Origin of the sequence: Rossellomorea oryzaecorticis (assembly GCF_045897515.1) — a bacterium.
Classification (GTDB): domain Bacteria; phylum Bacillota; class Bacilli; order Bacillales; family Bacillaceae_B; genus Rossellomorea; species Rossellomorea enclensis.
In genome coordinates this window covers 105,975-132,113 of record NZ_JBJOSA010000001.1, presented here as the reverse complement: position 1 = coordinate 132,113, position 26,139 = coordinate 105,975, and the positions used below count along the sequence as shown (strand labels likewise).

The 26,139-nt window shown below is 46.3% G+C and carries 31 protein-coding genes; 23 read left to right on the top strand and 8 right to left on the bottom strand.

Features of this window, described 5'->3' with window-relative positions; genetic code table 11:
• Window positions 1–96 precede the first annotated feature (96 nt).
• Complete coding sequence (locus ACKA06_RS00680) at window positions 97–276, top strand: hypothetical protein (RefSeq protein WP_032085681.1); 180 nt, start codon at window positions 97–99, stop codon at window positions 274–276.
• A 243-nt stretch (window positions 277–519) separates the two neighbouring features.
• Here the strand turns inward: ACKA06_RS00680 and yfkAB are convergent, their stop codons facing one another.
• A complete protein-coding gene (gene yfkAB, locus ACKA06_RS00675) occupies window positions 520–1,647 on the bottom strand; it encodes a radical SAM/CxCxxxxC motif protein YfkAB (RefSeq protein ID WP_411158828.1) in 1,128 nt (375 codons plus the stop codon).
• Window positions 1,648–1,760: 113 nt separating this feature from the next.
• Here yfkAB and ACKA06_RS00670 point away from each other — a divergent pair, with 113 nt between their 5' ends.
• The 7 genes from ACKA06_RS00670 (at window position 1,761) to pdaA (ending at window position 6,813) form a co-directional block, all read left to right on the top strand.
• Window positions 1,761–1,943 carry an SE1561 family protein gene (locus ACKA06_RS00670; RefSeq protein ID WP_032085683.1) on the top strand — a complete coding sequence of 61 codons (183 nt, stop codon included), beginning with the start codon at window positions 1,761–1,763 and terminating at the stop codon, window positions 1,941–1,943.
• Window positions 1,944–2,282: 339 nt separating this feature from the next.
• A complete protein-coding gene (locus ACKA06_RS00665; protein ID WP_214873088.1) occupies window positions 2,283–2,729 on the top strand; it encodes a GNAT family N-acetyltransferase in 447 nt (148 codons plus the stop codon).
• A 98-nt stretch (window positions 2,730–2,827) separates the two neighbouring features.
• Complete coding sequence (locus ACKA06_RS00660; protein ID WP_198258751.1) at window positions 2,828–4,381, top strand: fumarate hydratase; 1,554 nt, start codon at window positions 2,828–2,830, stop codon at window positions 4,379–4,381.
• Window positions 4,382–4,504: 123 nt separating this feature from the next.
• Complete coding sequence (locus ACKA06_RS00655; RefSeq protein ID WP_052011248.1) at window positions 4,505–4,942, top strand: NUDIX hydrolase; 438 nt, start codon at window positions 4,505–4,507, stop codon at window positions 4,940–4,942.
• A 48-nt stretch (window positions 4,943–4,990) separates the two neighbouring features.
• Entirely contained in the window at window positions 4,991–5,167 is a 177-nt protein-coding gene (locus ACKA06_RS00650; protein ID WP_198258752.1) for a hypothetical protein, read from the top strand.
• Between the two features lie 95 nt (window positions 5,168–5,262).
• Window positions 5,263–5,820, top strand: a complete 558-nt coding sequence (locus ACKA06_RS00645) for a DUF4825 domain-containing protein (protein ID WP_032085684.1) — start codon at window positions 5,263–5,265, stop codon at window positions 5,818–5,820.
• Between the two features lie 219 nt (window positions 5,821–6,039).
• Entirely contained in the window at window positions 6,040–6,813 is a 774-nt protein-coding gene (gene pdaA, locus ACKA06_RS00640; RefSeq protein ID WP_214873090.1) for a delta-lactam-biosynthetic de-N-acetylase, read from the top strand.
• A gap of 50 nt (window positions 6,814–6,863) precedes the next feature.
• Here the strand turns inward: pdaA and ACKA06_RS00635 are convergent, their stop codons facing one another.
• Window positions 6,864–7,301 carry a DUF4362 domain-containing protein gene (locus ACKA06_RS00635; RefSeq protein WP_214873092.1) on the bottom strand — a complete coding sequence of 146 codons (438 nt, stop codon included), beginning with the start codon at window positions 7,299–7,301 and terminating at the stop codon, window positions 6,864–6,866.
• Between the two features lie 115 nt (window positions 7,302–7,416).
• Between ACKA06_RS00635 and ACKA06_RS00630 the strand changes: the two genes are divergently transcribed.
• From ACKA06_RS00630 to ACKA06_RS00590, 9 genes are all read left to right on the top strand, one after another.
• Window positions 7,417–8,286 (top strand): DNA-3-methyladenine glycosylase family protein, encoded by an 870-nt coding sequence (locus ACKA06_RS00630; protein WP_214873094.1) that lies wholly within the window; start codon window positions 7,417–7,419, stop codon window positions 8,284–8,286.
• Window positions 8,287–8,301: 15 nt separating this feature from the next.
• Window positions 8,302–9,708, top strand: a complete 1,407-nt coding sequence (gene rlmD / locus ACKA06_RS00625) for a 23S rRNA (uracil(1939)-C(5))-methyltransferase RlmD (RefSeq protein WP_411158827.1) — start codon at window positions 8,302–8,304, stop codon at window positions 9,706–9,708.
• A 213-nt stretch (window positions 9,709–9,921) separates the two neighbouring features.
• Window positions 9,922–10,197 carry a hypothetical protein gene (locus ACKA06_RS00620; protein ID WP_198258756.1) on the top strand — a complete coding sequence of 92 codons (276 nt, stop codon included), beginning with the start codon at window positions 9,922–9,924 and terminating at the stop codon, window positions 10,195–10,197.
• 2 nt (window positions 10,198–10,199) lie between these two features.
• The gene (locus tag ACKA06_RS00615) at window positions 10,200–10,292 is read left to right on the top strand and encodes an SEC-C metal-binding domain-containing protein (RefSeq protein ID WP_198258757.1); all 93 of its coding nucleotides are present in this window, start codon (window positions 10,200–10,202) and stop codon (window positions 10,290–10,292) included.
• A 63-nt stretch (window positions 10,293–10,355) separates the two neighbouring features.
• Complete coding sequence (locus ACKA06_RS00610) at window positions 10,356–12,017, top strand: SWIM zinc finger family protein (protein ID WP_214873097.1); 1,662 nt, start codon at window positions 10,356–10,358, stop codon at window positions 12,015–12,017.
• A 130-nt stretch (window positions 12,018–12,147) separates the two neighbouring features.
• Complete coding sequence (locus tag ACKA06_RS00605) at window positions 12,148–12,444, top strand: hypothetical protein (RefSeq protein ID WP_214873099.1); 297 nt, start codon at window positions 12,148–12,150, stop codon at window positions 12,442–12,444.
• On the top strand, window positions 12,444–13,205 hold the full coding sequence (locus ACKA06_RS00600) for an RQC-minor-1 family DNA-binding protein (RefSeq protein ID WP_214873101.1): 762 nt from the start codon (window positions 12,444–12,446) through the stop codon (window positions 13,203–13,205). Before ACKA06_RS00605 ends, ACKA06_RS00600 begins: the two co-directional genes overlap by 1 nt.
• 301 nt (window positions 13,206–13,506) lie before the next feature.
• Window positions 13,507–13,650, top strand: coding sequence for an SHOCT domain-containing protein (locus ACKA06_RS00595; RefSeq protein ID WP_411158826.1), 144 nt, complete (start codon window positions 13,507–13,509; stop codon window positions 13,648–13,650).
• A 37-nt stretch (window positions 13,651–13,687) separates the two neighbouring features.
• Entirely contained in the window at window positions 13,688–15,211 is a 1,524-nt protein-coding gene (locus tag ACKA06_RS00590; protein WP_214873105.1) for a multicopper oxidase family protein, read from the top strand.
• A gap of 464 nt (window positions 15,212–15,675) precedes the next feature.
• Here the strand turns inward: ACKA06_RS00590 and ACKA06_RS00585 are convergent, their stop codons facing one another.
• The 3 genes from ACKA06_RS00585 to ACKA06_RS00575 all read right to left on the bottom strand — a co-directional run bounded on the left by ACKA06_RS00585 (window position 15,676) and on the right by ACKA06_RS00575 (window position 17,475).
• The gene (locus tag ACKA06_RS00585; RefSeq protein ID WP_411158825.1) at window positions 15,676–16,200 is read right to left on the bottom strand and encodes an NAD(P)H-dependent oxidoreductase; all 525 of its coding nucleotides are present in this window, start codon (window positions 16,198–16,200) and stop codon (window positions 15,676–15,678) included.
• The gene (locus ACKA06_RS00580) at window positions 16,197–16,862 is read right to left on the bottom strand and encodes an SDR family NAD(P)-dependent oxidoreductase (protein WP_411158824.1); all 666 of its coding nucleotides are present in this window, start codon (window positions 16,860–16,862) and stop codon (window positions 16,197–16,199) included. Before ACKA06_RS00580 ends, ACKA06_RS00585 begins: the two co-directional genes overlap by 4 nt.
• A gap of 175 nt (window positions 16,863–17,037) precedes the next feature.
• The gene (locus ACKA06_RS00575) at window positions 17,038–17,475 is read right to left on the bottom strand and encodes a MarR family winged helix-turn-helix transcriptional regulator (RefSeq protein WP_411158823.1); all 438 of its coding nucleotides are present in this window, start codon (window positions 17,473–17,475) and stop codon (window positions 17,038–17,040) included.
• Between the two features lie 165 nt (window positions 17,476–17,640).
• Here ACKA06_RS00575 and ACKA06_RS00570 point away from each other — a divergent pair, with 165 nt between their 5' ends.
• Together ACKA06_RS00570 and ACKA06_RS00565 are read left to right on the top strand one after the other, a co-directional pair.
• Entirely contained in the window at window positions 17,641–17,928 is a 288-nt protein-coding gene (locus ACKA06_RS00570) for a hypothetical protein (protein WP_411158822.1), read from the top strand.
• Between the two features lie 103 nt (window positions 17,929–18,031).
• Complete coding sequence (locus ACKA06_RS00565; protein ID WP_411158821.1) at window positions 18,032–19,126, top strand: flavin monoamine oxidase family protein; 1,095 nt, start codon at window positions 18,032–18,034, stop codon at window positions 19,124–19,126.
• A gap of 60 nt (window positions 19,127–19,186) precedes the next feature.
• Here ACKA06_RS00565 and ACKA06_RS00560 read toward each other — a convergent pair whose 3' ends face one another.
• Window positions 19,187–19,366: a hypothetical protein gene (locus ACKA06_RS00560; RefSeq protein WP_411158820.1), complete on the bottom strand. Its 180-nt coding sequence runs from the start codon at window positions 19,364–19,366 to the stop codon at window positions 19,187–19,189.
• A 235-nt stretch (window positions 19,367–19,601) separates the two neighbouring features.
• On the opposite strand from ACKA06_RS00560, the gene ACKA06_RS00555 reads away from it, so the two are divergent.
• Window positions 19,602–19,838, top strand: a complete 237-nt coding sequence (locus tag ACKA06_RS00555) for a glutaredoxin family protein (RefSeq protein ID WP_064567661.1) — start codon at window positions 19,602–19,604, stop codon at window positions 19,836–19,838.
• A gap of 38 nt (window positions 19,839–19,876) precedes the next feature.
• A complete protein-coding gene (locus ACKA06_RS00550; RefSeq protein WP_411158819.1) occupies window positions 19,877–21,010 on the top strand; it encodes an MBL fold metallo-hydrolase in 1,134 nt (377 codons plus the stop codon).
• 273 nt (window positions 21,011–21,283) lie between these two features.
• Here ACKA06_RS00550 and ACKA06_RS00545 read toward each other — a convergent pair whose 3' ends face one another.
• Window positions 21,284–21,856, bottom strand: a complete 573-nt coding sequence (locus ACKA06_RS00545; RefSeq protein WP_411158818.1) for a TetR/AcrR family transcriptional regulator — start codon at window positions 21,854–21,856, stop codon at window positions 21,284–21,286.
• 162 nt (window positions 21,857–22,018) lie between these two features.
• Between ACKA06_RS00545 and ACKA06_RS00540 the strand changes: the two genes are divergently transcribed.
• Both ACKA06_RS00540 and ACKA06_RS00535 read left to right on the top strand, forming a co-directional pair.
• On the top strand, window positions 22,019–24,076 hold the full coding sequence (locus tag ACKA06_RS00540; RefSeq protein ID WP_197670136.1) for an efflux RND transporter permease subunit: 2,058 nt from the start codon (window positions 22,019–22,021) through the stop codon (window positions 24,074–24,076).
• A 2-nt stretch (window positions 24,077–24,078) separates the two neighbouring features.
• Window positions 24,079–25,869 carry a YhgE/Pip domain-containing protein gene (locus ACKA06_RS00535; RefSeq protein WP_411158817.1) on the top strand — a complete coding sequence of 597 codons (1,791 nt, stop codon included), beginning with the start codon at window positions 24,079–24,081 and terminating at the stop codon, window positions 25,867–25,869.
• Here the strand turns inward: ACKA06_RS00535 and ACKA06_RS00530 are convergent.
• On the bottom strand, window positions 25,862–26,071 hold the full coding sequence (locus ACKA06_RS00530; protein ID WP_411158816.1) for a hypothetical protein: 210 nt from the start codon (window positions 26,069–26,071) through the stop codon (window positions 25,862–25,864). The genes ACKA06_RS00535 and ACKA06_RS00530 overlap by 8 nt on opposite strands.
• Between the last annotated feature and the right edge of the window lie 68 nt (window positions 26,072–26,139).

Below are 26,139 nucleotides of genomic sequence, written 5' to 3'. Positions count from 1 at the left end.
AATGGTGGTATATAAATAATTCAGCTGAGCCCTTTAAAATATTTTGATGATATGTTATAATATTCAGAATAATCTAAACAAAAGGAGGTGATGAGAATGGAGTATCTATTAGTATTCGGAGCCGTACTTGTGCTGGCGACGGCTATGAGAATCTGGTTTGGATCCAGACGAGCGAAGTATTACGCAGAAAGAATCAAGCGCTATGGTTTAGGCGAACAGCCATTTGAGAAAGCGGCACGTGAACCCGCACCGATCGATGAAAAAACGATCAAATAAGAAACACTTCGGATACTTTCTTTCCGGGGTGTTTTTTTGTTTTGGTGAAGCGGCTGGGAGCTTTCAATAATGATTCTAAGTTGCGCAATAATCGGGAAAGAGGCGCAATTAATTGGAATCTGGCGCAATTACCAGGAAAAAGGCGCAATTATTGAAAATCTGGCGCAATTATCATATAACTGGCACAATTAACGTTCGCAGCAAAAAAAAATCCCAGCTTCCTTCTGAAGCCGGGACGTTCAATCAACGCTCAATCAATGCACTTCTTTTAGAAAAATCAACATTCTCATAATACATGGACTTCACCAGTACATTCGGTCCAAGACATTTGGCTGCCGGGCAGTGGCAGTTCAATTCCTTCGCAAGCTCCTCATCCTGCCATTTATCGAATATACCAGGCAGTGAGTCATTCGTAATATTCCCGAGCGGCGGCGTATCGCCGAAGTCGGTTACGATCACGTCACCGGTAAAGATATTGACGTTTAATCGCGAGCGGCCATCGGGATCATTCCGTACACTTACATTTTTGGCTGAGTACAGCTGTTTCAATAAGCTGCGGTCTTCTTCCGAGGTGCTGCATGGATAGAATGGCAGCGTGCCGAACAACATCCATACATTTTCATCTCGGAACTCCAGAATGCTTTTAATTGCATCACGCGTCTCATCAAGTGACAGAGTTTCGAGGCTCGAAGCGAAATCTGATGGGTACATAGGGTGAATCTCGTGCCGTCCGCATTTCATCTCTTCGACAACCTGGCGGTGGATCTTTTCGAGATAGGGAAGCGTGTTTTTATTCAGCATCGTTTCAGCAGAAACAAGCACACCAGCTTCAGAAAGCGCGCGGCTGTTCTCAATCATGCGGTCAAAAAGCTTCTGACGCTGCTCCCGGGTCGGCTTCCTCTCCATATTGGCAAAGCCGACATCGATGAACTCATCGGTCGTGCCCCAGTTGTGGGAAATATGTAAAACATCGAGATAAGGGGCAATCAATAAGTAACGGTCAAGGTCGAGGGTCAGGTTCGAATTGATCTGTGTATGTACCCCTCTCGTATGGGCGTACTTCAAAAGCGGCAGCACCACATGTTCCACCGATTTCTTGGAAAGCATCGGCTCCCCGCCGGTAATACTAAGGGAACGAAGCGTAGTGATTTCATCAAGACGCTGAAACACGGTATCCATCGGCAACGTCTCAGGATCCTTCGGCGTCAGCGTGTAACCGACTGCACAGTGCTCACAGCGCATATTGCAGAGCGTAGTCGTGGTAAATTCGATGTTGGAAAGGGTAATGCCTCCGTGCTCCTCAACATCGAGATATGCCTCCCAAGGGTCATGATCAATCGACATCTTCTTGGAGAGAGTAGTTGATTTCATATAGTAAAAACTCCTTTACAATAAGTCACTAACTTATTATTGAAAACTGCTGACCCCTTGTCAATCCGAAAGTTATTGGTTACCATGATAAAGGTATGAAAGGAGAGATTCTCTTGGGCAAAGCCGTAAATGATAAAAACTCACAGGTAGACTACCTGAAACAGCGTTTGAATCTGTTTGTAGATGTGCTGGATTCCATCGACCCTGAACAGGCCGATGTGGAAGATATCGACCGCCTGATTTCCATGATCGATGATATAGAGACGAAATGCGAACAATTTAAGAAGAGCGAATAAAGAGTCCTGATGATGGGGCTCTTTTTTTTATTTTGGGTTGGGAGTGGGCTGTTGTTTGTAGATTGAGCCAGGCTTGGGTTTGGTGTTTTGAGCCAGGCTCAAACCGGGGTCATTGAGCCAGGCTCAGGATCAAGGCTCAGGATCAGGGACGGTGCCTGGCACAATCACAGCCACCAATCCCAGCCACCATTCCCGTTTATTCTTCCTGGCACAGGCAGAATGATATCGTTATTTCCCGGAAAATGATGAACCCTGTCACATATCCTCTAACCCCGGGGAGGATTTTCCTGATTTTAGTCAAATACATAACAGTGGTTCACATATAAAGGAGAGATACATATGCAAATTCAGGCGATACAAAAAGAGCAGTGCCCCGCAGCGAAGGAAGTCATCCTGGCCGGATTCCTTGAGCGGTTCGGTTTCATCGACCACACCCTGAACCCTGATATCCAGGACATCTGGAGTGAGTACATGCAGGGTGATCATTTATTTTATGTGGGGATGGACGGGGATAGAATGATTTGTACCGGGGCGATCAGGAGGGAATCACAAGATACGTTTCAGGTTGTGAGGATGTCTGTGTTGAAGCCTTACCGAAAGCACGGTCTCGGCCGGAGGATGCTCGTGCATTTGGAAGATAAGGCAATATCCATGGGCGCACAGAAGCTGATCCTGGAGACGAATAAACAGTGGGCGGATGCCATTCAATTTTATAAGAAGAACGGGTATTCGGAGACTCATGAAGATGAGGTGTCCTGTTATTTCCAAAAGGAATTTCCTTTGTGAAATCCCTTTCAATCCGATTCTTATAGGAGTATAATGATTGGTGAAAAATCATGAATCGTTTATACAATTCAATTGGTTGAGGGGAAAGGGGAAGAATGATGAATAAAGAGACATTGCAGCAAAGTATGTATGACTTGATCGTGGAAACGTCCACGAACCTGCCGAAGGATGTGCGCCGGGCGATCCGTTCTGCGAAAGAGCGTGAGAATGCGGGGACACGGGCGGCGATGAGCCTTGATACGATTTCGAATAACGTAAAGATGGCGGATGACAATGTATCTCCGATTTGTCAGGATACAGGTCTTCCTACATTTAAAATAAAGACTCCGGTCGGCGTGAATCAGCTCGAGATCAAAGAAGCGATCTACGCCGCGATGGTACAGGCGACGAAAGACGGCAAGCTTCGTCCGAACTCGGTTGATTCTTTGACTGGTGCGAACTCAGGTGACAATCTCGGTCTTGGTACACCTGTCATCAAATTCGAACAGTGGGAAGAGGACTATGTGGACGCTCGCCTGATCCTGAAAGGCGGCGGCTGTGAAAATAAAAACATCCAGTACAGCCTTCCTTGTGAGCTTGAAGGACTGGGACGTGCGGGTCGCGACCTTGACGGAATCCGAAAATGTGTGATGCACTCAGTGTACCAGGCACAGGGTCAGGGATGCAGCGCAGGGTTCATCGGCGTCGGTATCGGGGGAGACCGTTCTTCGGGATACGATCTTGCAAAAGCACAGCTATTCCGTTCAGTGGATGACGTAAATCCTAATGAAGATCTTCGTAAACTTGAAGAATACGTGATGGAAAATGCAAACGAACTTGGCATCGGTACTATGGGCTTCGGAGGGGAAACGACGCTTCTTGGCTGTAAGGCCGGCGTGATGAACCGCATTCCGGCAAGCTTCTTCGTATCGGTTGCCTACAACTGCTGGGCGTTCCGCCGTCTTGGTGTGAAGCTTAATGCCGAGGGTGGAATCGCTGAGTGGCTCTATCAGGAAGGCGAGAAGATCGATCTTACTCAAGGGTCCGAAGCTGAACTTGAGACGGCCGCTGCTGATGCCGGTGAGGCGCCGAATGTTGTGACGCTTCAGGCACCGATCACGGAAGAGCAGATCCGCGAACTTAAAGTGGGGGACGTAGTGAAGATTAACGGCCGCATGTACACGGGCCGCGACGCGATCCACAAACACTTGAGTGACAACGATGCGCCGGTCGACCTTGACGGACAGATCATCTACCACTGCGGACCGGTCATGCTGAAGGACGATGAAGGCAGCTGGCACGTGAAAGCGGCCGGCCCGACGACATCGATTCGCGAGGAGCCTTACCAGGGCGATATCATGAAGCGATTCGGCATCCGCGCGGTCATTGGAAAAGGCGGCATGGGGCCTAAGACGCTTGCTGCTCTTAAGGAGCACGGTGGTGTCTACCTCAACGCAATCGGCGGAGCAGCTCAGTACTATGCTGACTGCATCAAGGGTGTTGACGGTGTCGATTTGATGCAATTCGGTATTCCTGAAGCCATGTGGCACCTGAATGTAGAAGGGTTCACTGCGGTCGTGACAATGGACTCACACGGGAACTCATTGCACGAAGAAGTCGATAAATCATCATTGGAAAAACTGGCTCAGTTCAAGGAGCCGGTATTTAAATAAAGAAGAACAGTGTCCCGTGGAGATACACGGGACTTTTTTGTTATAATTATTCGGAAATTTCCAACAACGGATGAGTTTGTGGTAAAATAAGGATATTGATGCAGCTGGAATGGAGGGAGCACTTTGAGCGAAAATCAACAGGCACAGCAAATTTTTACCCCGCCAAAACATATTGTTTCGGCGGCGACAATTGTTTTAAATGAACAGGGTGAGCTGCTGCTGATCAAAGGACCGGAAAGAGGCTGGGAAATGCCCGGCGGTCAGGTGGAAGAAGGAGAATCACTTAAGAACGCGGCCATCAGGGAAACAATCGAGGAATCGGGGATTGAAGTGGAAATCACGAAGTTCTGCGGAATTTTTCAAAATGTGGCTCAGTCCATCTGCAATACCTTATTTTTAGCGAGGCCTGTAGGGGGGACACCGACTACCTCTGAAGAAAGCCTTGAAGTTGGTTTTTTTCCAGTTGAAGAAGCTTTGGAAATGGTGACTTTCCAAAATTTCAAAGAACGGATCAGGCAGTGCCTTGACGAAGGGACCCACCCGTTTTATGTGGAGTTTTAAGGAGCGCCGGAAGTACATAGGATAGTAAAAAGGAGGCGTCCAATTATTATGTGGTGGTTCTGGATCATGATTGCAGGGATTTTAATTTTTGCTTATTTGATTGATGTTAGGAGAAAGCGGAGAAATAATGATGATCACCTGCCAGGCATCAATCCGGGTGCGAAGCCCGGGGAGGATAGTAATTATACTGGAGGTGATCACCGCGGGAGTTCGGGTGGTCAGTGAAGCAGCATGCGATTTCCTGCTGCTTTTTTTCATTACTTAAGAAACTTTCCATCAATCGCCATTTTTAGTATACTACGGGGAAATGGAGGGATCTTATGAAACGGATTACAGCATTCTTCATCATGATGCTTGCCGCGGCAGTGGTTCTTGCAGCCTGCAGCGAGCCGGCGGATAAAGTTAAGATAACGAAAATTGAAAATGTGAATTTGGACAAGTTAAAGGAAATGACCGGAACCTATGTCGGGGACAATAATAAGGTATACAGCATCGTTCAAAGCTTGCCAGGCGGTGAAACGGTGAAAGGAATCGACTTGTCCGATGGAAGAATCAAGGTTACATACGGTCTTGAAGAAGGCTCCGGCATCTCTGAAGAGCAGTTCAATAAGTACTGGTTCAACGGGAAAAATGTCGATAAGCAGAACTTTTATTATAATGCCATTTATCTGGCGCTTTTAGTTCCTAATTCGAAAGGATACTCGTTTGAAATCGATGATTCCACACTCGATGTCTCGAGACAGCAGGTGGAAAAGGAGTTAAAAGAGGAATTTAAGGATTTTCCAGATGTGAATGACGAAGAAACCGTCACAAAGTTCATAGAGAAAAACAAGGCTAAATTGAAGGAACTTGCCAGTGAAGAGTATCAGGCTTTTTGATATGAGGGCAGGGCTTTAAAGAAAAATCGGCAGCTCGAGCATAAATTCCGGAATTCGAGCACAAATCATTTGCTTTCGAGCTCAAATCCAAATTGCCGAGCAAAAAACGAAGCTTTTCGAGCATAAACTGGACGAGCCGCATCATTTGGATACTTTTAGTAAGAATGAAACCTCTAACTTCTCAAAAACTAAAGAAAATGAATGAGAAGGAAGGTTATTATGGCTAAGTTACTGAAAATCCTATTGATTTCGTCCCTGTTCATCCTGATCCTGCCGGCCAATGCCAAGGCCGTGTCGAACAACCCTATTGGCTGGGGCTTCAAGAAAAGCCGCGATGAAGTACCTGCGGAAGCAGGACCGGCCTATGATGCACTGCTGGAAAAGTACGGGGCTTTCTATAAAGGCTCCCCTGATAAAAAGGATATTTACCTCACATTTGATAATGGCTACGAAAATGGTTACACGGAAAAAGTCCTGGATGTACTTAAAAAAGAAAAAGTGCCTGCGACGTTTTTCGTTACCGGCCACTATCTATTAAGCGCAGAGGACCTGGTAAAACGAATGGTCAAAGAAGGACATATCATCGGGAATCATTCCTGGCACCATCCCGACTTCACCACCACGACTGACCAGCGGATCCGCGAAGAACTTGAAAAAGTGAAGGTGAAGACCGCAGAGCTCACCGGTCAAAAAGAAATGAAGTACCTGCGCCCGCCACGCGGCGTATTCAGCGAACGGACCCTTAAAGTCGCACAGGAAGAAGGGTACAAGCATGTCTTCTGGTCACTTGCCTTCGTCGATTGGAAAACGAACGAGCAGCACGGATGGAGATACTCCTATGACAACATCATGGCCCAGATCCATCCGGGAGCGATCATCCTGCTTCATTCTGTTTCCAAGGATAATGCCGATGCACTGAAAAAAGCGATACAGGATTTGAAAAAACGCGGGTACACATTTAAAAGTCTGGATGAACATCCGGCAATGAAATAGGAGGGACGGGCCTTTAGCTTGCTAAAGGCCCGTCCCTCGATTCATAAGTATCAGTACCAAAGGATAATGGCTTCGGGATCATTACCGCAATCTTTAAGTCTGTACACATTGTCCCCCATTTCACCATTTGTATTTTCAATATTGTTACAGGTGAATTTTTGCACTTTCCCGTCTCCGAACTTATCTCTTCTTGTGTCCATTACCGATTTGAATACTTTACCGTCGAAACGGATGTCGTGCAGGATCGGATCCCCTTCTTCTGTATAGAAAACAATACGGATACTTTCTTCCTTTCCATTTCGTACATTTTCATAAAATTCCTCGAAGCGTTCAAGGTTCTCTAATTTACCATGAGTGTTCACGATATCCGTTTCTTTTGGTTCATAGTCCTCGACCGGTTTCCCCGCTTCCATCCCAGGATCCCCCGGCTCATCACAACCCCCAGCCAGCAGCACAAGCAGCATCCAAGCCGCCATCCACTTCTTCAAACCAACCATCCCCTTTACCTGATACTACCAAATAAGACGGCGTACAACGTTTAAAGGTTACACCGGCCATATGCTATAATACACTTACGAGTTTTGAAGCGGAGGGATGAGGACGATGGTAACGAGGAATGTCAGGATTGAAGGCCCGTACAATTTCGACCGGGTGCTGGACAGGCTTTCGCTGGACCCGCTGAATGCAGTGGATAAGGAAGACCGCAGTGTAAAGGTGCCATATTATTTGCCGCATGGAGATGGAGAGGTTATCAACGTGCAGGCAGTCGGAACTACCGAGGAGCCCGGGTTCACGATCACCTTTGAAAATGATGAACAGCTTGAAGAGAAACACAACCGGATCTCAGAGATTTTTCAGTGGGAAAAAGGCCTTCACGAGGTGCATGAGCATTTCCTGCAAACGGAGCTCAAGCCCATATTCGAAGAACATGCCGGAACACCGATTGTCCTAGAATTCGATCCGTTCGCGAGCATCGTGAAGAGCATCATCCACCAGCAGCTCAACCTGAAGTTCGCTTTCACGCTGACGCACAGGTTTGTCACGACTTACGGCTGGCAGAAGGACGGAGTGTGGTTTTATCCATCTCCTGAAAAAACGGCAGCACTTACGGTGGAAGAACTCAGGGAGCTCCAGTTTTCACAGCGAAAAGCAGAATACGTCATCGGACTCGGACAGAAGGTGGCAAGCGGTGAGCTTAACCTGGACACCCTTCCCGAAAAAAACGATGAAGCCATCATTAAAGAGCTGACAAAGATCCGCGGCATCGGACCCTGGACGGCACAGAGCTATCTTTTATTTGGCCTTGGCCGCCCGAACCTGTTTCCGACAGCCGATATCGGCATTCAGAACGCCATCAGAATTTTATACAATATGGACAGGAAACCCACCCAGGAAGAGCTTGAACAATTCAGCTCGCCGTGGCATCCTTATTTAAGCTATGCATCCCTGTATTTATGGAGAAGTATCGAATAGAACGGACGTGAACCAATGAAAAAGCAATACACGAATAAACGGCAAGGCAACAATAATGAAGTGAAGATCGAGCTGAAACAGCAGTTTCCGCTTACGATAAAAAAGATCGGCATCAACGGTGAGGGCATCGGTTTCTTTAAACGGAAAATCGTCTTCGTCCCGGGAGCCCTGCCAGGGGAAGAAGTGGTGGTCGAAGTCACCAAGGTGCACCCGAAATTCACGGAAGCACGAATCAAGAAAATCCGAAAGAAGTCACCGCAGCGGACAAAGGCTCCCTGCCTCGTTTATGAAGAATGCGGCGGCTGCCAGCTTCAGCACATCACGTATGAAGGTCAGCTCGAAGCAAAGCGCGATATCGTTCTGCAGTCCCTGGAACGCCATACAAAACTGAACCTGGATGAACTGGATTTACGTCAGACGATCGGCATGGACAACCCTTGGCACTACCGCAACAAGAGCCAGTTCCAAGTGGAATCCCATAAAGGGAAAGCATTCGCAGGCCTCTACAGCATGAACTCCAACAAGCTGATCAACATTGACGAATGCATCGTCCAGCACTCGGCAACCAACAAAGTCACAACAGAAATCAAACGCATCATCAATGACTTCAACATTCCTGTCTATGATGAGAAAAAGAAAAAGCCGATCCTGAGAACGATCGTGACGCGCGTCGGATTCGAAACAGGAGAGGTGCAGGTTGTACTGGTAACGAACGACAAAAAGATCCAGCGTAAGGATTTATTGATTTCCGAAATCGAGAAACGCCTGCCGGAAGTTGTATCGATTGCCCAGAACATCAACCCGAAGAAAACGGGCATCATCTTCGGCGATGAAACGATCCATCTTTCAGGAAAAGAAAGCATCGAAGAACGCCTTGATGAATTCACCTATGAACTTTCAGCACGTGCATTCTTCCAGCTAAATCCAATCCAGACGACCAAGCTTTATAACGAAGCGAAAAAAGCAGCGGCTCTGACCGGTGAAGAGAAAGTAGTCGATGCATATTGCGGCGTCGGCACCATCGGACTTTGGTTAGCGGATGGAGCTAAGGAAATCCGTGGGATGGATGTCATTAAGGAAGGAATCGATGACGCCAAAAAGAACGCTGAACGATTCGGAGTCGACCATGCGGATTACTTCGTAGGCAGCGCGGAAGAACTCATGCCGAAGTGGAAAAAAGAAGGATGGAGACCGGACGTAGTCGTTGTCGATCCCCCGCGTACAGGATGCGACCAGAAGTTCCTTGATACAATCAAGGAAGTGAAGCCGAAGAAATTTGTGTATGTGAGCTGTAATCCTTCTACGCTGGCAAAGGATATTGAGTATTTGAAGAAGCAGTACACTGTTGAGTATTTGCAGCCGGTGGATATGTTTCCGCAGACGGCGCATGTGGAGTGTGTGGCGAAGTTGGTTTTGAAATAAACTAATAAAAATAAAAGATAAGGTGTTTGGTCCCTGTATATATCAGCGGACCAAGCATCTTTTTTGTTTGTTAGTGGTTCAGTTTTTCTAATGTGCCGGGGGTAAGGGACCTATTTTCATGTTTCAAGCCTTGCCTTCAATCAGTAGCAAAGCTATGGTAGCATTTATCTTATATATACTAATCATAAGCTGATGGAATGAGGGAGTGCCGAAATGGTTAATTATAAATTCAAATCTCATTTATTAGAAGTCGTAGACAATCAAATAAAACAGGATGATCCAAAGTGCACGAATAAAACCTTAGCCAGATTAGTGGATTTAGGTTTTGAAGAACAGGTGTCCAAAGAGATGATTGCGACTGTCCTGACCGAAGAAATTTACGTTGTGATGAAATACCAAGAAACATTTAACGAAAAACGCTACTGCAAGAAGATGGCTTTACTGCCGGAGTACATAGAAGGTATTGAAAAAAGGAAAGTGATCATGTAGTAATGCCTGTGAAAAAAGGGCCCTCTATTGGGAGGAATGATCCTTGTCCATGCGGAAGCGGTTCGAAGTATAAAAAGTGCTGTGGGAGACAATGAAATATTTAATGATCATCTTCAGTAGAAAAACTTTCAATTATAATTCATTAAGGTGGACCTGAAATGAATATTCATGATTTCAAGAGGTATATAGATAAAACGATTCTAGACAAGGGATATGGCTATTACATTGATGGCAATGTCACGAAGGCGTCTAAACAGAGCGAAAACACTTTTCTATTTCATGTTGAGGGAAGTGATGATTACGAAGTGCTGGTTGAGATGGCAGATGACGGTGAGATTCTTTTTTCCAAATGTGATTGCCCTTATGATTTTGGACCTGTATGTAAACATGAGGTTGCTGCATATTTTAGATTATCGAAGATGTTGAATGAAGATGTTGAAGATATCAAGGGAAATGATGGGCAATCAGACCTTCATATGGTTTTAAAAGGTCTTTCAAAAGAAGAGTTGACTGATATTATCGTAGATATAACGAATCAGGACCCTGCGTTGGAAAACGCTCTCCTGGTTAAATTCTCGAAAGGGGACAATCAGCAGGACCTTGATGGCTGCCGCAGATTAATAGATTCTATCATCAGGAAATATACTGGCAGAGAAGGTTTTATCAGGTATCGTCTTACTAGAGGATTTGTCACAGAAATGGAAGAGGTAGCAGAAAAGGCACGACAAGTTGAAGATACACTTTTGGCCCTGGAAATCGCATTTCTTTTATTTGAGGAAGCGATAGGTGCATTTCAATATGCAGATGATTCTGACGGAGATATTGGCTCCCTGGTTGACGAAACCCTTGAATTAATCGAAGAGATCGTTTTTGGCGTCGATGATACAGATCCTCTCCAGTCAGAAATTTTCGAAGTGCTATTAGGACAGGTTGAAAACGGGGTTCTCGACGGGTGGAGCGATTACAAAATTGATTTGTTGAGCATCTGCTGTGAACTTGTAGATGATATAACGCTGAGGAAGCGGCTGATTGACAAAATTGAATCGATGCTGGATGAAAGATCAAGTGATCGGTATTCACATTATGAGATTGAAAGCATGCTGCAATTATTGCTTGAATTGACAAAGAAATATGGAACACAAGAAGAAGCCGAAGAGTTTATTTATGAGCACTTGCAATATACAGCTTTTAGAGAGCAATTATTGAATAAGCTGCTCCTGGAGAAAAACGATCATAAGGTCATTGAGTTGGCCCAAGAAGGGGAAGCAAAGGACCATCTATATCCGGGGTTAATATCGAAATGGAAAACGTTCAGATACCTAGCCTATAAGAACCTTTCATTACGTGAACAACAGTATATGCTGGCGAAGGAATTTTTGTTTCAAGGAGATTTTCCCTATTACGAAGACTTAAAAGAATTAACCTCAGAAAATAAAAAGGATTTCTATAGACACTTAAAACAAGAACTAAAGTCAGCCAAAAGCTGGCAGGCGAGAAGTGTTTTTCTAAAATTGATAGATGAAGAAAATGACCTGGAAGAATTATTATTGTTTGTTAGAAGCAATCCCAAATATATTGAAGAATACGCACATAAACTAATCGAGCATGATAAAGCAAAGGTTGATGAAGTTTATAAGGAGTATATCCTGGATGCTGCAAGTTCTTCTTCCAATCGGAAAGCTTACCAAAAGGTGTGTCAAAAATTAATTAAATATAAGAGAATTGCAGGCAAGCCGAAACAAGTAGAGTTGATAGATGAGTTAATGGATCTATATAGAAGAAGGCCGGCTTTTCTAAGCGAGTTAGGGAAGATAAAATAAACCTGTCGGCAATACTGTGTTTAGGGTCGCAGTTTTTCATACAAGTAAGACGGTTAAAATATGAAAAAAGAGGGGAACAATGAACCAGGATGCAGGAAGGTTGTTCTTTCACAAGAAAGGAGGGTTCACCATGGCCAAAAAGAAGAATGCTGATGCCTGGGCTGAAGCTAAGAAGCATTGCAGGTTAAATTCAGCTGATATTCAAATGGCGAAAGAACTCGGGATGTCACCGAAGAGTTTGATAAAGAATATTCCTTCAAAGAGTCAGAAGTGGAAAGCTCCAGTGAAGGTCTGGATCAGTGAATTATATGAAGAGAAGTTTGGCCGGATTATAGAAGGTAAGACTGCGCGGATAGACAGTAGTGAAAAGTCTGTAAACAGAAAGAAAATTGACGCCTCTATAAACGATGAGGAGCTGCCGTTTTAATGGACAATCGTATAGAAAAGCTATCCCAAAAAGATATAAAGGCCATCCTAAGGGCCGCAGAATCGATTATTGCACAGGGAGGAAGGTCTCTTCTTTCCAAAATCTTAAAAGGTTCAAAAGATAAGAAAGTGCTCCAGCTGGAATTGGATACCTGTCCAATGTACGGGTATTTCAAGTCGGAGAAGCTTGATGACATCATGAAGAAAGTGGACTGGATGATCGATCATGACTTCCTTGACGTCGAATATTTCGGAAAACTCCCGATGATTGTGTATACAGAGCGGGGCTGGCAGATTGAATCTGATCAGTATGCAGATGAACTGATCGATGAATGGAGAGAGTGGGTAAAAGAGGGGGAACCAGTACCGGACATGACCTATCTTAAAGACCGGGATCGAGGGATGATTCTTTTGATGCTTAAAAAAATCAAGGAATCTGGTGATCGGGCGTTCCTCCCTTTTTTAGAAGCATGGGAGAAAATAGATTATAAAAAGGTTCGGGCTGAAATCAAGGAAGTGATTCATGCGCTGGAGCAGCAGGAAGGAATTGACGGACAAGCTTCACAAGAAAGGGAGGTACTCCTTAAAGAAGCGTTGGAAGGTTCGGCGCCTGAGGACTTAAGATTGAAATGCTGGGAGTGCGGCGAGCGGTTCATGTTTACTGTCGGAGAGCGGAAGTTTTATAAGCAGAAGGGGTTCTCAATGCCAAAGAGGTGTGAAGATTGCAGAAGGTCGGATGATCGGGCTGGATGGTACTTATAAAAAGAATACATGACAAAAGAAAAGGATACTCTTCAATTATTTGAGGAGTATCCTTTTATGTGTTTTTCATTCTCGGAAAGCCTCCCCCGCACAATTTCCCTCCCCCTACATATTTTCTGCAAAAATTCAGGGTAGAATCCAATAGGGTACGAGGTATTTGTTTAAAATGAGGAAAAAGCGTAAATAACACCATCAAAGGAGATGATTTTATGATGAACGGCGGAGGTATGGGTGGAGGATTTTTCGGAACAGGTTTTCTGTTTGTACTTATTGTTATAGCCATTATACCATTTTCATTTGGATGATGAGGTCTAATCCAAAAAATGAATCCCACCATTCTAATCAAAATAGTAACCAGGCATTGAATGTGTTAAAAGAGAGGCTCGCAAAGGGAGATATTACGGAAGAAGAATATGATCGTCTGAAAAGAAAGCTGGATCAATAGAGGGATTGATAACGGCGAATAGTAAGGAGACTCATCGATGAATAAGAAAATAATCGGAACTATTTTAATTGCAATCCTTTTGGTCATTGGAGTAGTGGTTTATCTTAATTCCCCTTGGAGCCAAAGCGGAAGCGGGTCATTACCTGAGGGAGTTAAAAATGGTGGTAAGAGTATATTGGAGGTCGGCGCACAGGAAAAAGGGGACCGGGATGTAAAGACATTCAATTTAACCGCCCAGGAAAAAGAATGGAAAATCAGTGATGGGAAATCCGTAAACGCCTGGACCTATAATGGAACAGTGCCAGGCGAGCCGATCACGGTTACAGAAGGTGATTATGTAAAAGTGAATCTGAAGAACGAGCTTGATGTACCTGTCACGATTCACTGGCATGGTGTCCTCTTGCCAAACAAGATGGATGGAGTTCCCGGACTGACTCAAGATGCGGTGCAGCCTGGAGAAAGTTTCACCTATGAGTTTATTGCAAATGATGCCGGTACTTACTGGTATCATTCTCATCAACAAAGCTCAAAACAGGTGGATAAAGGCTTGTATGGCTCGTTGGTCATTGAAGAAAAAGAAAAAGAGTATGAAAAAGATGAATTTTTCATTCTTGATGAATGGGCAGTAGATCAGGAAAAACGTGATTTATCCAATATGGGGGGAATGATGAAGGGAGCGATGTCCGGTGACGGGGAAGCGGATACGAAACAAATGTATGACACGTTCACAGTGAATGGAAAATCAGCTGATGCCATTGAGACCCTTAAGATGGAAAAAGGTGAAAAAGCAAGATTGCGATTCGTCAATGCGGGTTACCAGGTGCACAAGTTAGTATTCCCCGAAGGTTCCATGCGTGTGATTGCCAGTGACGGAGAAAAAGTTGTGTCAGAAGGGAATACCTCCAATGTACTGGGAATTGCACCGGGTGAACGATTTGATGTAGAGTTTACCAAACTGAACGAAGAAACGATGTTCATCGGCCAGGAACAGAATGTAGAACATGCAGAAGACATGGTGATTCCAATTGTATCAGGGAATAATGCCTCCAATGACAAAGCCGTGCTGGCTTCCGGAAAAGGAGTCTCCAAAGGGATTTCGTATGGAAGTGAAAATACCATATTCAAAGAAATACCTACCCCTGATGTAAATTACACGATGGACTTAAGCATGGGGATGGATATGGGAGAAGGCATGTCATTTCAAATCAATGATAAAACGTTTCCTGATACGCCGCCGATTGAAGTAAACGAAGGAGATATAGTGAAGGTTACATTGAAAAATACAGGCCGGATGAATCATCCTATGCATTTGCATGGCCACCGGTTTCAAGTCAATTCAAAAAACGGGGAAGAATTCGACCAGCCAATCGTGAAGGACCTGATCCATGTGAAACCGGGAGAAGAATACGTTATCTACTTCAAGGCGGAGAACCCGGGCGAGTGGCTGTTCCACTGCCATGATAACAATCATGCCGACAGGGGAATGGTGACGATCGTTGATTATGATGGGGTATATTCACCGTTTGAATTAGGTGGGGATAACGGTAATCAACCTAATTAAAAGCATACGCATCGTCTTGTCTGCGTGTAAACAATGGTTTGGTCCTTGAAGATGACGCATACGCGCATTGGAAGAAGTAAGCCAAATGGCGGCTTTATTTTGGTTTTCTTATCATTCCTGATCATTTGCCTGGCTGCAGAGACTGGTTTCTTCTTATGATAAAGATTATTCGACATGAAGGGCATAATTAACAGCGGGAAGGGCGCAATTATTTTTACGAAGGGCATAATAAAAAAATATGGGGTGTAATTAATCAATTGAAAGGCACAATTCCCTTGATGAAGGGTGCAATTAGCCCCAACTGGCATTCTTCATAACCTTTCTACAGTATGTGATGGCCGGCTACAAGGACCGTTTGCCGGTTTTCATGGATATTCAGTGAAGTTCTAACCTGATTTGTTATAAGTTTTATAGCAAAAAGGAGATGTCCTAATGGATATCTCCTTTAAATTTGATGAATTTTATTATCTGGATAACGTAATGTGATTGATATACTCTTCTGCACTCTCCCTCACCTGATCCTCACCCAGCATCCGCACCCCTTGAAGCACGAAAGAAGGGAGGAAGCGCATCCCTGTCAAATTGGCCGTTGCCTGGAAAGGCTTTGTGAGTTCGCTCATACTGTAGCGGTTGTACCCTCCTGCCTGATAGGCTGCTTCGGGTCCGCCTGTTGAAATGGCCAGCATGAAATCCTTCCCGTGCAGTTTTGTCCCCTCGGAACCGTATGCCCAGCCATATGTGAGTACGGCGTCTTGCCATTCTTTTAATAGTGAAGGACTGCTGTACCAATAGAAAGGGAATTGGAAGACGATTCTGTCATGAGAGAGGAGAAGCGCCTGTTCCCTTTCGATATCGATCTTCTTATCTGGATATTCTTCGTATAAATCGTGGACGGTGATGTCCGTTTCCTCTGATAATCTTTGTTTCCAGGCTTTGTTTATCCTGGATTCGCTGATATTCGGATGTGCGACGATGACGAGTGTTTTCATTGTGATTTTTCCTCCTGTCCATACACCACTTCTGCGGTAGTGCGGTCTATATGCATGTCATGGATGGCTTCGGCAATCTTTTCTGCTGAAAAATAGGTGTCTTCCTGTACAAATCCGTTGATGGTCAAAGTTCCTGCGTATACTCCCTTTGGACTGAGTTCCTGATTCAGGTTGTATGCGAGATTCCGCAGGGCCGCTTTCCCAACAGAAAGGGAAGCATATCCTGCATATGGATTCAGTGCAAGGCCGCCCCCTGTAAGGAGGATGGAGCCTGCGCGCGCTTCTAAGTCAGGCAGGACTTCCTGCACGGCAGTAAGCGCTCCTGCCGTGTTGACTTTGAAATCATATACGAAGTCTTCCGGACTGATCGTTGTCGGGTTTCCGGGTTTGATCGAAGCCGCATTGTAGAGAAGGACATCGATTGTTTCCCCGAAGGCTGCTCTTACTGAACGCAGCGCCTTCCGCAGTGAGGCAGGAGATGAAACGTCTCCTTGAAAACCTTTCGCATTGATCTTCAGCGAAGCCAGATCCTGTTCCAGTATTTCCAACGATTCCTGAGTGCGTGAAATCAGGGCGACGTTAAATCCTTTCGCTCCGAATGTTTTTGCAGCCTGAAAGCTGATTCCTTTGCCTGCTCCGATGATGACGATGGTTTTGTTCATATTTGTTTCCTCCTGATTAGAATAATATTTGTATATGCAAATGATAGAGTAAAAAAATAAGACGAGTATGGTCAGTCATTTTATTTGTATGTGCAAATGATAGAATGAAATAGACCGTGAGAAGAGATTGTTTGTATATGCAAATGAATAGGTAAAAAAAGAGCTCTTCATGCAATCACTCTTCTTTTTCCAGCTTGTTGCTTGCCTCGTGCAGCATTCTGCTTAAGTTAAGGCTGAAATCTCTTCCCAATGTTTCGGAATAATCATCGAATAGTTCCTTGATTGAAACGCGGAACTGGCTGTACATTTCTTCTCCTTCTTGTGTCAGGGTGATAAACGTCTGTTTTCCGGACATCTTCCTTGAGACGAGTTGTTTCTTTTCGAGCTTATCGATGAAGCGGGTGCTGGTCGAAGGAGCAATCGACAGTTTCCGGCACAGCTCTTTCTGAGTGATTTCCGGATGGAAATGAACAACCATGATCATATAAAAATAGGACGGGGCCAGCTCACCGGCATCAAGGAACTTTTCAGCCAGTTTAGTAATATTGCGCGCAAAGCGGCTGGCGGTAAAATATAGACAATGGATAAGGACTTCTTCTTCTTCGTTTTTCAAGACCTTCACCTCTTTCATTTGCATATACAAATTAACATGGATCAAAATACATTGTCAACATGGAAGGTTGATTCCTTCCTCAAGTCTCTACACAAAAACGAGTTTTGAAACTATATAGGGGGAATCAGCCTCCTCCCAGTGGTATGTAGTAGAGAGGTGATTTCCATGTTTAAGAGATATTTACGCTTTAATATAAAATTATTTCCTCTATATCTGGGATTGGCATTCATGTTGATGATAGCCATCTTTTTCGGCGAGGATGGCGGTGAGTTTCTGGAAGGGGCGTCAATCGCCATCGTACAGCTCAGCTTCATTGTCCTTATTCCTAATATTGTTTATATGTTTCGGCATAGGAGGGAATCAGGAAGTTTGATAGGACTGTTGGGGATGATTCCCGTCATTCCGGTGCCGTTTGTCCTGATCGCTATTCTGTTAAAAGTCTTGTATGTATAGATGAAGTGCGGTGGGACAGTTCTCTTCCTTTGTACTTCATAAGGAAATCTGATAATCTGCTTTCATATAAGAATCAGGTAATTGTAAATAAGGAGGTTGGCAAATGAAAGATCCCATCATTATTGTTGGAGCAGGACTGAGCGGACTCAGGGCGGCTTCCCTGCTTATAGCAAAAGGAATCCCATGCCGGGTTTTGGAAGCACGCGGCCGCATCGGGGGCAGGGTATTGAGTGAACCCGCAGGTAACGGTCCTGACGCGGGCATGTATGACCTGGGCCCGACTTGGTTCTGGCCGGAGCATGAGACTTATATTAAGAATTTGATTAGTGAACTGGGCATACCGGTGTTTGAACAGCATACGGAAGGAGCCCTGCTGTTCGAACAAACGGAAAGTCAACCTGCAGAGCGGCATGTGCTGCCCGCTGGTGCTGTTGAAAAATCAATGCGGATCGAAGGGGGAGTGCGGACGCTCATAGAAGCCGTGGCAGAGACCCTTCCTGAGGGAACTGTCGAATTGCATTCATCAGTGAAGGCCGTTCAAATGAGTGAGGAAGGGACTGTCGAGCTTAAAGTGGAGCAGCCTGTTGGAGAGAAGAAGATCCGTGCAGCCGCCGTCATCCTGGCCCTGCCCCCGCGGATAGCAGCCGGGAAGATTGAGTTCTCACCCCCGCTCCCCCGGGATCTTTCAGCCAGCCTGCTGGAAAAACCGACGTGGATGGGCGGTCATGCTAAGGTTGTGGCTGTGTATGACCGGCCATTCTGGCGCGAAGAAGGTTTATCAGGACAGGGCATGAGCTGGGCAGGTCCCCTTCAGGAAATCCATGATGCCTCGCTTCCTTCGGGGAATGGTGCACTCTTCGGTTTCTTTGGGATTCCAGCGGAGACACGCAGGGAACTAGGGAAGGACAGGACGCTCCAGCTTGTTCTTAACCAGCTGAAACGGCTATTCGGTCCGGCTGCGGAAAAACCGATCGCATTGTTATATAAAGATTGGTCCGCTGAGCCGCTGACCGCTGTTGAGGAAGATGCCGAACGGATGGCGGCCTTTCCGGCATACGGTCCCCCGGTGAATGCGGGGATCTGGGAGAAGAAACTATTATTTGCCGGGACAGAAACCTCCCTGGAACACGGCGGGCATCTTGAAGGGGCACTTCGTTCAGCAGAGCGTGCTGTAAAGGAAATAAGGGAGTTGGAATAAATACAAGGGCCTGAACGCAGGAGCATCATCCACGTTCAGGCCCTGCTTTTATGCTGCGGTTCAGAAATGACGAGTGGAACCGGCAAGCTGTTCCAGCCGGTGCACCTTCCGGCTTAATCTATAGACCGTACGATCAAGCTCATGAATCTGTTTTTCCAGCATTTCCAACCGGTAGGAGCAGACATTTGCGGAGTATTGCCTCGTGCATTGAGGTCTGAATTGATAATATTCGAAATACATATCTAATAGTCACCTCACTAATATGGAGTCATCGGTCTTTCTAAAAGGGTATTCAAATTATGGTAAGAGAGTATGGGCATTTAGAGAAAATCACGTTCACAAAATCTTCAACTTAAATCGTTGACATTCTATAAAATACCAAATAAAATACCTGTAGGGGTATAAAAAGAACAGAAAAAATTCCCCGCTTAATGAAGGCTAATGAAACTAATCAAAATAAAAGGAGAGATCCATGATGAATCAAAACGTAACGGTTTACTCGACAAATACTTGTCCTTACTGCACCATGATGAAAAACTTCCTGAGCGGTCAGGGGATTCCATTTAAAGAAGTGAATGTTCAGGAAGACCCTGTGGCAGCAAGGAAACTAGTTGAAACGACTGGGCAGATGGGTGTGCCGCAGACTGAAGTGAACGGACAGTGGGTACTGGGCTTCGATCCTAATAAAGTAATGGAACTGTTGAATAAGTAAATTTTTTTATAAAAAAATATACTGGAGGGGGTAAAATGATGACTGTGAAAAAATGGACGGCTGCAGATGTGACTGAAAAGATGTTGAATAAAGAAAACCTCTTTATCCTGGATGTCCGCAATGTCAGTGACTTCGAGGATTGGAAGATTGAAGGAGAAAACTTCGATTATTTGAATGTACCTTATTTCGAGCTGCTTGATGGTGTGGAAGAAATCAAGTCGAAGCTCCCATCCGACCGTGAAATCCTTGTTGTGTGTGCGAAAGAGGGGTCTTCGATGCTGGTTGCTGACATGCTTGATGAAGAGGGTATCGAGACAGCCTACCTCAGCGGCGGGATGAAATCCTGGAGCGAGCATCTGCACCAAACGAAAGTCTATGAAGATGAAAAGATCAAGGTCTATCAGTTTGTCCGGGTCGGAAAAGGCTGCTTATCGTATATGGTCGTTTCCGATGACGAAGCACTGATTGTAGATCCGGCGAGATTCGTAGATCAGTATATGGAAGCTGCAAAGGCTGAGGGTGCGAAAATCACCCATATCGTGGACTCACACCTGCACGCCGACCATATTTCAGGCGGGAAGGAACTTGCCGATGCAACAGGCGGATCCTACTATTTGATGAAGAGTGAAGGAGCGGTCTTTGATTTCAACCCATTCGAAGATCATGAGAAAATCGTGTTCAAGGACATCGAACTTGAAGTACTCGCCGTGAAGACACCGGGTCATACGCCAGGGAGTGTATCGTTCTTCGTGAATAAGAAACTATTATTCTCCGGCGATACAATCTTTGTCAGCGGGCTCGGCCGACCCGATCTCGGAAACAAGGTCAGGGAATGGGCGAATGACCTGTACAACACGGTCTATACAAAAGTGTCCGGGATTGCGGATGATGTCATTGTCCTTCCATCCCACTATGCAGACTTCGATACGGAACTGAATGAAGACGGATATATCGGCGACACATTAGGGAATATCAGGACGCGCAATGAGAAGATGTTCACCGCTTCCCGGGAAGCATTCCTTGATGACGTGGAGAAATCCGCAAGTTCAGTCAAACCGCCAAACTTCGAAGAAATCATCATGATCAACCGCGGAGTGCAGGATGCTGATCGTGCGCGGAAGCAGGAGCTTGAAATCGGTCCGAACCGCTGTGCGGTTCATCATACGGATTGATTTGGTTGAAAGGAAGAAGGGTGTCCGTGGGATGCCCTTCTTTTTTTTTGGTAAAGATTATTCGACACGAAGGGCGCAATTATTGGCGGGAAGGGCGCAATTTTTTTATGAAAGGCACAATAAAAAAATAAGGGGTGCAATTAATCAAATGAGAGGTAGAATTCCATCGACGAAAGGCACAATTATCTGCAAGTGCCTTCTCCATCGCCTTATTACCGACGTGTGAGGGCCGGTTTCAAAGGCCGGCTGCCGGTTTTTCATGATTCACCGCTCTTACCGCACCCCCGACAACCCCCGATTAATAAAATGATGCAGTATCCCCGCCATCTCCCCGGGTGTTTTATCCATCCCGTTCTCCAGCCAATTTTTAATCACATGAATACTTCCGCTTACCATGAACATATTGATGTATTCATAGGTTTCTTCGTCGATCGTGCCGTCGGTGATCCAGTTCTTGAAGATGAATTCGTGGGTGATCCCCATGCCTTTTTTCAAGAAATACATATCGGTGTTCTCGCTGAGGAGAATCTTGCAGATGCCGTTTCTGTCTGCGAGGAAATCGAATAGTTTTTCGGTCATTTGCAGGGCTTCCTCTTCTTTTGAAAAATTATACCTGCCTAGTGTTGCGACAAGGTCTTCGATGAATTCTTCTTCGATCGTTTCGAGCAGCTCGTATTGGTTCGAGTAGTGGGCGTAGTAGGTGGAACGGTTGATGTCTGCCGTTTCGCAGATTTCTTTGATGGTGATGCTTGAAATTGATTTTTCCTGAAGCAGCTTCAGTAGGCTTTCTTTTAATACCATGCGGGTGTATTGTTTACGCCTGTCCATTTTTGAAGTCATCTTCATGTTCCTTTCTTTCCAATTTCATCCACGGCGTCAGTTATCCGACATGCCGCTGAAGAGTGTTGGTTATAGAACATAGACTACTCAACTGTCCGTTGAATATCCAACACGGTGTTTATTATAATGATAAGGTGAAAATGTTGGAGAAACAAGTGAGGTTGAGAAATGACAAATATTGCATCGTGGATCATAAAGCATAAGAAGGCTGTGCTGATCGTGTTTGTGTTGTTGACGATTTTGTCTGCGGCGGCGCAGTTTTTTGTGAAGGTCAATTATAATATGGTCGATTACCTGCCCGATGATGCCGAGGCGACGCGGGCGATGGAGACCATGGAGGAAGAGTTTACCGGAGCGGTGCCGGATACCCGGGTCATGGTTACCGATGTGTCGATCCAGGAGGCACTCGCCTACAAGGAAAAACTGGAGGCGATCGACGGAGTAACTGACGTCATGTGGCTCGATGATATGGTCGACCTCAACACTCCTCTTGAGGTGGCGGACCGGGATACGGTCGAGAATTACTATAAGGACCGGAATGCGCTGTTTTCAATCAGTGTGCGGACCGGTGATGAAGTCCGGATCACAGATGAGATCTATGCGCTGATCGGGGAAGAAGGGGCGATAGCAGGGGAGGCGGCCAATACAGCGAACTCCCAGAAGATGGCCGGCAATGAATCGATGTATGCGGGGATGTTGCTCGTTCCACTGATCATTCTGATTCTCGTCATCTCGACGACTTCCTGGGTCGAACCGTTATTTTTCCTAACGGCGATCGGGGTGTCGGTTCTGATCAACCTCGGGACGAACATCTTCCTAGGGGAAGTGTCGTTCGTGACCCAGTCGGTCGCTCCGATCCTCCAGCTGGCGGTGTCGCTCGATTACGCGGTGTTCCTTCTGCACAGCTTCCAAGATTACCGGAAGGAAACTGATAATCCGGAGGAAGCGATGAAGCTTGCGATGAAGAAGTCATTCCCGGCGATAACGGCGAGTGCGGCGACGACTTTCTTCGGATTCATCGCCTTGACGTTCATGGAGTTCCAGATCGGGTCGGACCTTGGCGTGAACCTCGTAAAGGGGATCGTCCTGAGTTTCATCAGCGTGATGGTATTCCTGCCGGCGCTGACGCTTGTTTTTTATAAATGGATGGATAAAACGAAGCATAGGAGCTTTGTTCCTGACTTCAAAGGAATCGGGAATAAGGTTGTCAAATTGAAGATTCCGAGCCTGATCCTCGTGTTCGCGATCATTGTGCCGGCTTTTCTTGGGCAGACGAACACAAAGTTCATCTACGGTTCGGGTGAAGCACCTGAAGACACACGTGTCGGCATTGACTTTAAAAAGGTCGAAGAGGCATTCGGTGAGACGACTCCGATCGTCATGCTTGTCCCTAAAGGGGATACGGCGAAAGAGAAAGAGCTCGTCAAGGATATCGAGAACCTCGACTATGTCACGGGCGTCATGGCGTATGTGAGTCAGGTGGGGACAGAGATTCCGCCTGACTATCTCGACAAGTCGATCACCGATGAATTCTACTCGGAAAATTACAGCCGGATCGTCATCAACACAAATCAGGGTACAGAAGGCGAGGTCCCTTTTTCAATCGTCGAAAAGGTGAAAAAAGCGGCCTCCGATTATTACGGGGATGATGCCCTTGCACTTGGCGAAAGCGTGACGCTGTATGATATCAAAAATACGGTCACGAAGGATAATGTGGTCGTCAATGTGCTGACGGTCGTGACGATTGCGCTCGTGCTCCTGTTCAGCTTCCGGTCGATCACCATCCCGATCATCCTGCTCATCACGATCGAATCGGCGGTCTGGATCAATCTGTCGATCCCGTACTTTACGAATACGCCGCTCGTGTTCGTCGGCTATTTGATCATCAGTACGGTGCAGCTGGCCGCGACGGTCGACTATGGCATCCTGTTCACGGAAGCGTACACCCATTACCGGAGGGAGATGACTGCTAAAGAGGCCATCGTGAGGACGCTAGATGAAAAGACATTCTCGATCTCGATTTCGGCGGCGATCCTGTCGAGTGTCGGCTTCATCCTTTGGATCACGTCATCCAATCCGATCGTCGGATCCATCGGGCTCTTGATGGGAAGAGGGGCACTCCTCGCGTTCATCATGGTATTGTTCGTACTGCCGGCGATGCTTCTGGTATTTGATAGATTCAATAAGAAAACAACGTATAAAGCAAATTATTATGAGGAGAAATGATGATGAGAAAAAAACGACTGACCTATAGTGCGCTCGCATTGATGCTGTTCTTGCCTTCATTTCTGAGCGGGCCTGTCCAGGCTGCAACGGAAGGGAAAGTGTCGTCGAAGGATGAAGTGGTGTATGCGACCTTGACCGCGGACGGCGGCCTCGATCATATCTATGTCGTGAATACGTTTGATGTGGCACGCGCCGGTAAGATCCTCGACTACGGACGGTACAGCAGTGTGAAGAACCTGACCGACCTTAAGGAACTGAACCAGGAAGGGCAGAAAATCGAAATGGAAGCCCCTGAAGGGAAATTTACATATCAGGGCAATATGAGTGAAGAGACGGAGCTTCCGTGGGATGTGAAGGTTTCCTATATACTCGATGGACAGAAGGTGGATCCCTCTGAGCTTGCCGGAAAGAGCGGCCATCTTGACATCAACATCGATACCGCTGAAAATACGAGTGGAGACTCTGTCTTTTACGAAAATTATTTACTGCAGGTATCACTGAGCCTCCCGAATACGTATGAGAATATCAAAGCGGGGGACGGGATGGTGGCGAATGCCGGCAAGAATAAGCAGGTCACATTCACCGTCATGCCCGGACAAGAGAAGAAGCTGACAGTGGAGGCGGATGTGAAGGACTTCGAATTCAAAGGTGTCGAAATCGCCGCGGTCCCGTCCACGCTTCCAATTGATACGACAGGGACCGAGGGCATGACCGATGATATGTCCGAATTGTCCGATGCAATCGGCCAGTTGAATGACGGCGTGGTCGAGCTCGAGGACGGGGTATCACAGATCAATAACGGTGCAGCAAGCCTCCAGGATGGATCCGCCCAGGTGAAAAATGGACTCGGGGAACTGAACGGATCGTCGTCTCAATTAGTCGGTGCGTCAAGTTCGATCCGCGATGCGCTTGCAACCATTAATAAGTCCCTTTCCGGGCAGTCGGCAGAAGTGGACTTGTCCAGCCTGTATGAACTGCCTGCGGGGCTGAATCAGCTGGCTGGCGGACTGAATGAAACGGCAGCCGGAATGACGAAGCTGAAGGATAATTATTCGCAGGCATATGCTGCGCTTGATGCGGCGATAAAGGGGATTCCGGCAAGTCAGGTGACGGAAGAAGAAATCGCTGCCCTGCGTGAGAACGCCGGGAATAAAGAAGTGGTCGATAAACTGGTAGCTTCCCATGTTGCTGCCCAAAAGGTAAAAGGGTCCTATGACAGCGTAAACCAGGCGTTTGCCGCGGTCGAGCCGTCGCTGAATCAAATGAACGGTGCGGTGAAGGAAATCAGCGGTCAGCTGACGTCGATCTCGAACAATCTGTCCTCTTCCCTGAAGAAAACGGACATGAGCGGACTGGCGGAACTTCAAAAAGGACTGAGCCAGCTGTCCGGCCAATACGGGGAGTTCCACTCAGGACTTGTGAGTTATACAAACGGTGTCGGTGAACTGTCCTCTAACTACGGGAAGCTCCATTCCGGAATCTCCGAGCTTGCCGGCGGGACAAGTGAACTGTCAGGCGGGGTGAACGAGCTCCATGACGGTACGTCTGAATTGCATCAGGAAACAAAAGACCTTCCTGAAAAAATGCAGGCTGAAATCGATAAGATGCTGGCAGAATACGATAAGTCTGATTTCAAACCGGTCTCCTTCGTGTCTTCTGAGAATAAGAAAGTTTCCTCTGTGCAGTTCGTGATCAAGACGGAGAGCATCGAGAAGGAAGAAAAGAAAGTCAAGAAGGCGGACCCCCAGGAAGAGAAGGGGTTCTGGGAGTTGTTTTTGGATTTGTTCAGGTGAGATAGGTGAGGGTTATTTTGGGTGCGGTGCCGGGATGAGGTGCCAGGCACAGATAGGTGGTTTTGTGCCAGGAACAAATGGTGTGTTTTGTGCCAGGAACAATCAGGGTTAATTGTGCCTGGAACAATCCAGGCGATTTGAGCCAGGCACCACTTAAGTGCTCCGAGCCAGGTTCAGACACCGCAGATTGAGCCTGGATCATTTACCCCCCTCATCGGAAAAAAAACACTAATAAACAGGGACTGCATTTCCAACGGAATCTGCAGCCCT

Coding starts and splice junctions, on each gene's coding strand:
- ACKA06_RS00565 (WP_411158821.1), top strand. CDS start 18,032: ATGAAAGATCCCATCATTATTGTTGGAGCAGGACTGAGCGGACTCAGG.
- ACKA06_RS00585 (WP_411158825.1), bottom strand. CDS start 16,200: ATGAAAACACTCGTCATCGTCGCACATCCGAATATCAGCGAATCCAGG.
- ACKA06_RS00540 (WP_197670136.1), top strand. CDS start 22,019: ATGACAAATATTGCATCGTGGATCATAAAGCATAAGAAGGCTGTGCTG.
- ACKA06_RS00570 (WP_411158822.1), top strand. CDS start 17,641: ATGTTTAAGAGATATTTACGCTTTAATATAAAATTATTTCCTCTATAT.
- ACKA06_RS00600 (WP_214873101.1), top strand. CDS start 12,444: ATGGACAATCGTATAGAAAAGCTATCCCAAAAAGATATAAAGGCCATC.
- ACKA06_RS00535 (WP_411158817.1), top strand. CDS start 24,079: ATGAGAAAAAAACGACTGACCTATAGTGCGCTCGCATTGATGCTGTTC.
- ACKA06_RS00545 (WP_411158818.1), bottom strand. CDS start 21,856: ATGAAGATGACTTCAAAAATGGACAGGCGTAAACAATACACCCGCATG.
- ACKA06_RS00630 (WP_214873094.1), top strand. CDS start 7,417: ATGGTAACGAGGAATGTCAGGATTGAAGGCCCGTACAATTTCGACCGG.
- ACKA06_RS00580 (WP_411158824.1), bottom strand. CDS start 16,862: ATGAACAAAACCATCGTCATCATCGGAGCAGGCAAAGGAATCAGCTTT.
- ACKA06_RS00555 (WP_064567661.1), top strand. CDS start 19,602: ATGAATCAAAACGTAACGGTTTACTCGACAAATACTTGTCCTTACTGC.
- ACKA06_RS00560 (WP_411158820.1), bottom strand. CDS start 19,366: ATGTATTTCGAATATTATCAATTCAGACCTCAATGCACGAGGCAATAC.
- ACKA06_RS00550 (WP_411158819.1), top strand. CDS start 19,877: ATGACTGTGAAAAAATGGACGGCTGCAGATGTGACTGAAAAGATGTTG.
- ACKA06_RS00605 (WP_214873099.1), top strand. CDS start 12,148: ATGGCCAAAAAGAAGAATGCTGATGCCTGGGCTGAAGCTAAGAAGCAT.
- ACKA06_RS00590 (WP_214873105.1), top strand. CDS start 13,688: ATGAATAAGAAAATAATCGGAACTATTTTAATTGCAATCCTTTTGGTC.
- ACKA06_RS00660 (WP_198258751.1), top strand. CDS start 2,828: ATGAATAAAGAGACATTGCAGCAAAGTATGTATGACTTGATCGTGGAA.
- ACKA06_RS00620 (WP_198258756.1), top strand. CDS start 9,922: ATGGTTAATTATAAATTCAAATCTCATTTATTAGAAGTCGTAGACAAT.
- ACKA06_RS00595 (WP_411158826.1), top strand. CDS start 13,507: ATGATGAGGTCTAATCCAAAAAATGAATCCCACCATTCTAATCAAAAT.
- ACKA06_RS00615 (WP_198258757.1), top strand. CDS start 10,200: ATGCCTGTGAAAAAAGGGCCCTCTATTGGGAGGAATGATCCTTGTCCA.
- ACKA06_RS00680 (WP_032085681.1), top strand. CDS start 97: ATGGAGTATCTATTAGTATTCGGAGCCGTACTTGTGCTGGCGACGGCT.
- ACKA06_RS00645 (WP_032085684.1), top strand. CDS start 5,263: ATGAAACGGATTACAGCATTCTTCATCATGATGCTTGCCGCGGCAGTG.
- pdaA (WP_214873090.1), top strand. CDS start 6,040: ATGGCTAAGTTACTGAAAATCCTATTGATTTCGTCCCTGTTCATCCTG.
- rlmD (WP_411158827.1), top strand. CDS start 8,302: ATGAAAAAGCAATACACGAATAAACGGCAAGGCAACAATAATGAAGTG.
- ACKA06_RS00650 (WP_198258752.1), top strand. CDS start 4,991: ATGTGGTGGTTCTGGATCATGATTGCAGGGATTTTAATTTTTGCTTAT.
- ACKA06_RS00530 (WP_411158816.1), bottom strand. CDS start 26,071: ATGATCCAGGCTCAATCTGCGGTGTCTGAACCTGGCTCGGAGCACTTA.
- ACKA06_RS00610 (WP_214873097.1), top strand. CDS start 10,356: ATGAATATTCATGATTTCAAGAGGTATATAGATAAAACGATTCTAGAC.
- yfkAB (WP_411158828.1), bottom strand. CDS start 1,647: ATGAAATCAACTACTCTCTCCAAGAAGATGTCGATTGATCATGACCCT.
- ACKA06_RS00665 (WP_214873088.1), top strand. CDS start 2,283: ATGCAAATTCAGGCGATACAAAAAGAGCAGTGCCCCGCAGCGAAGGAA.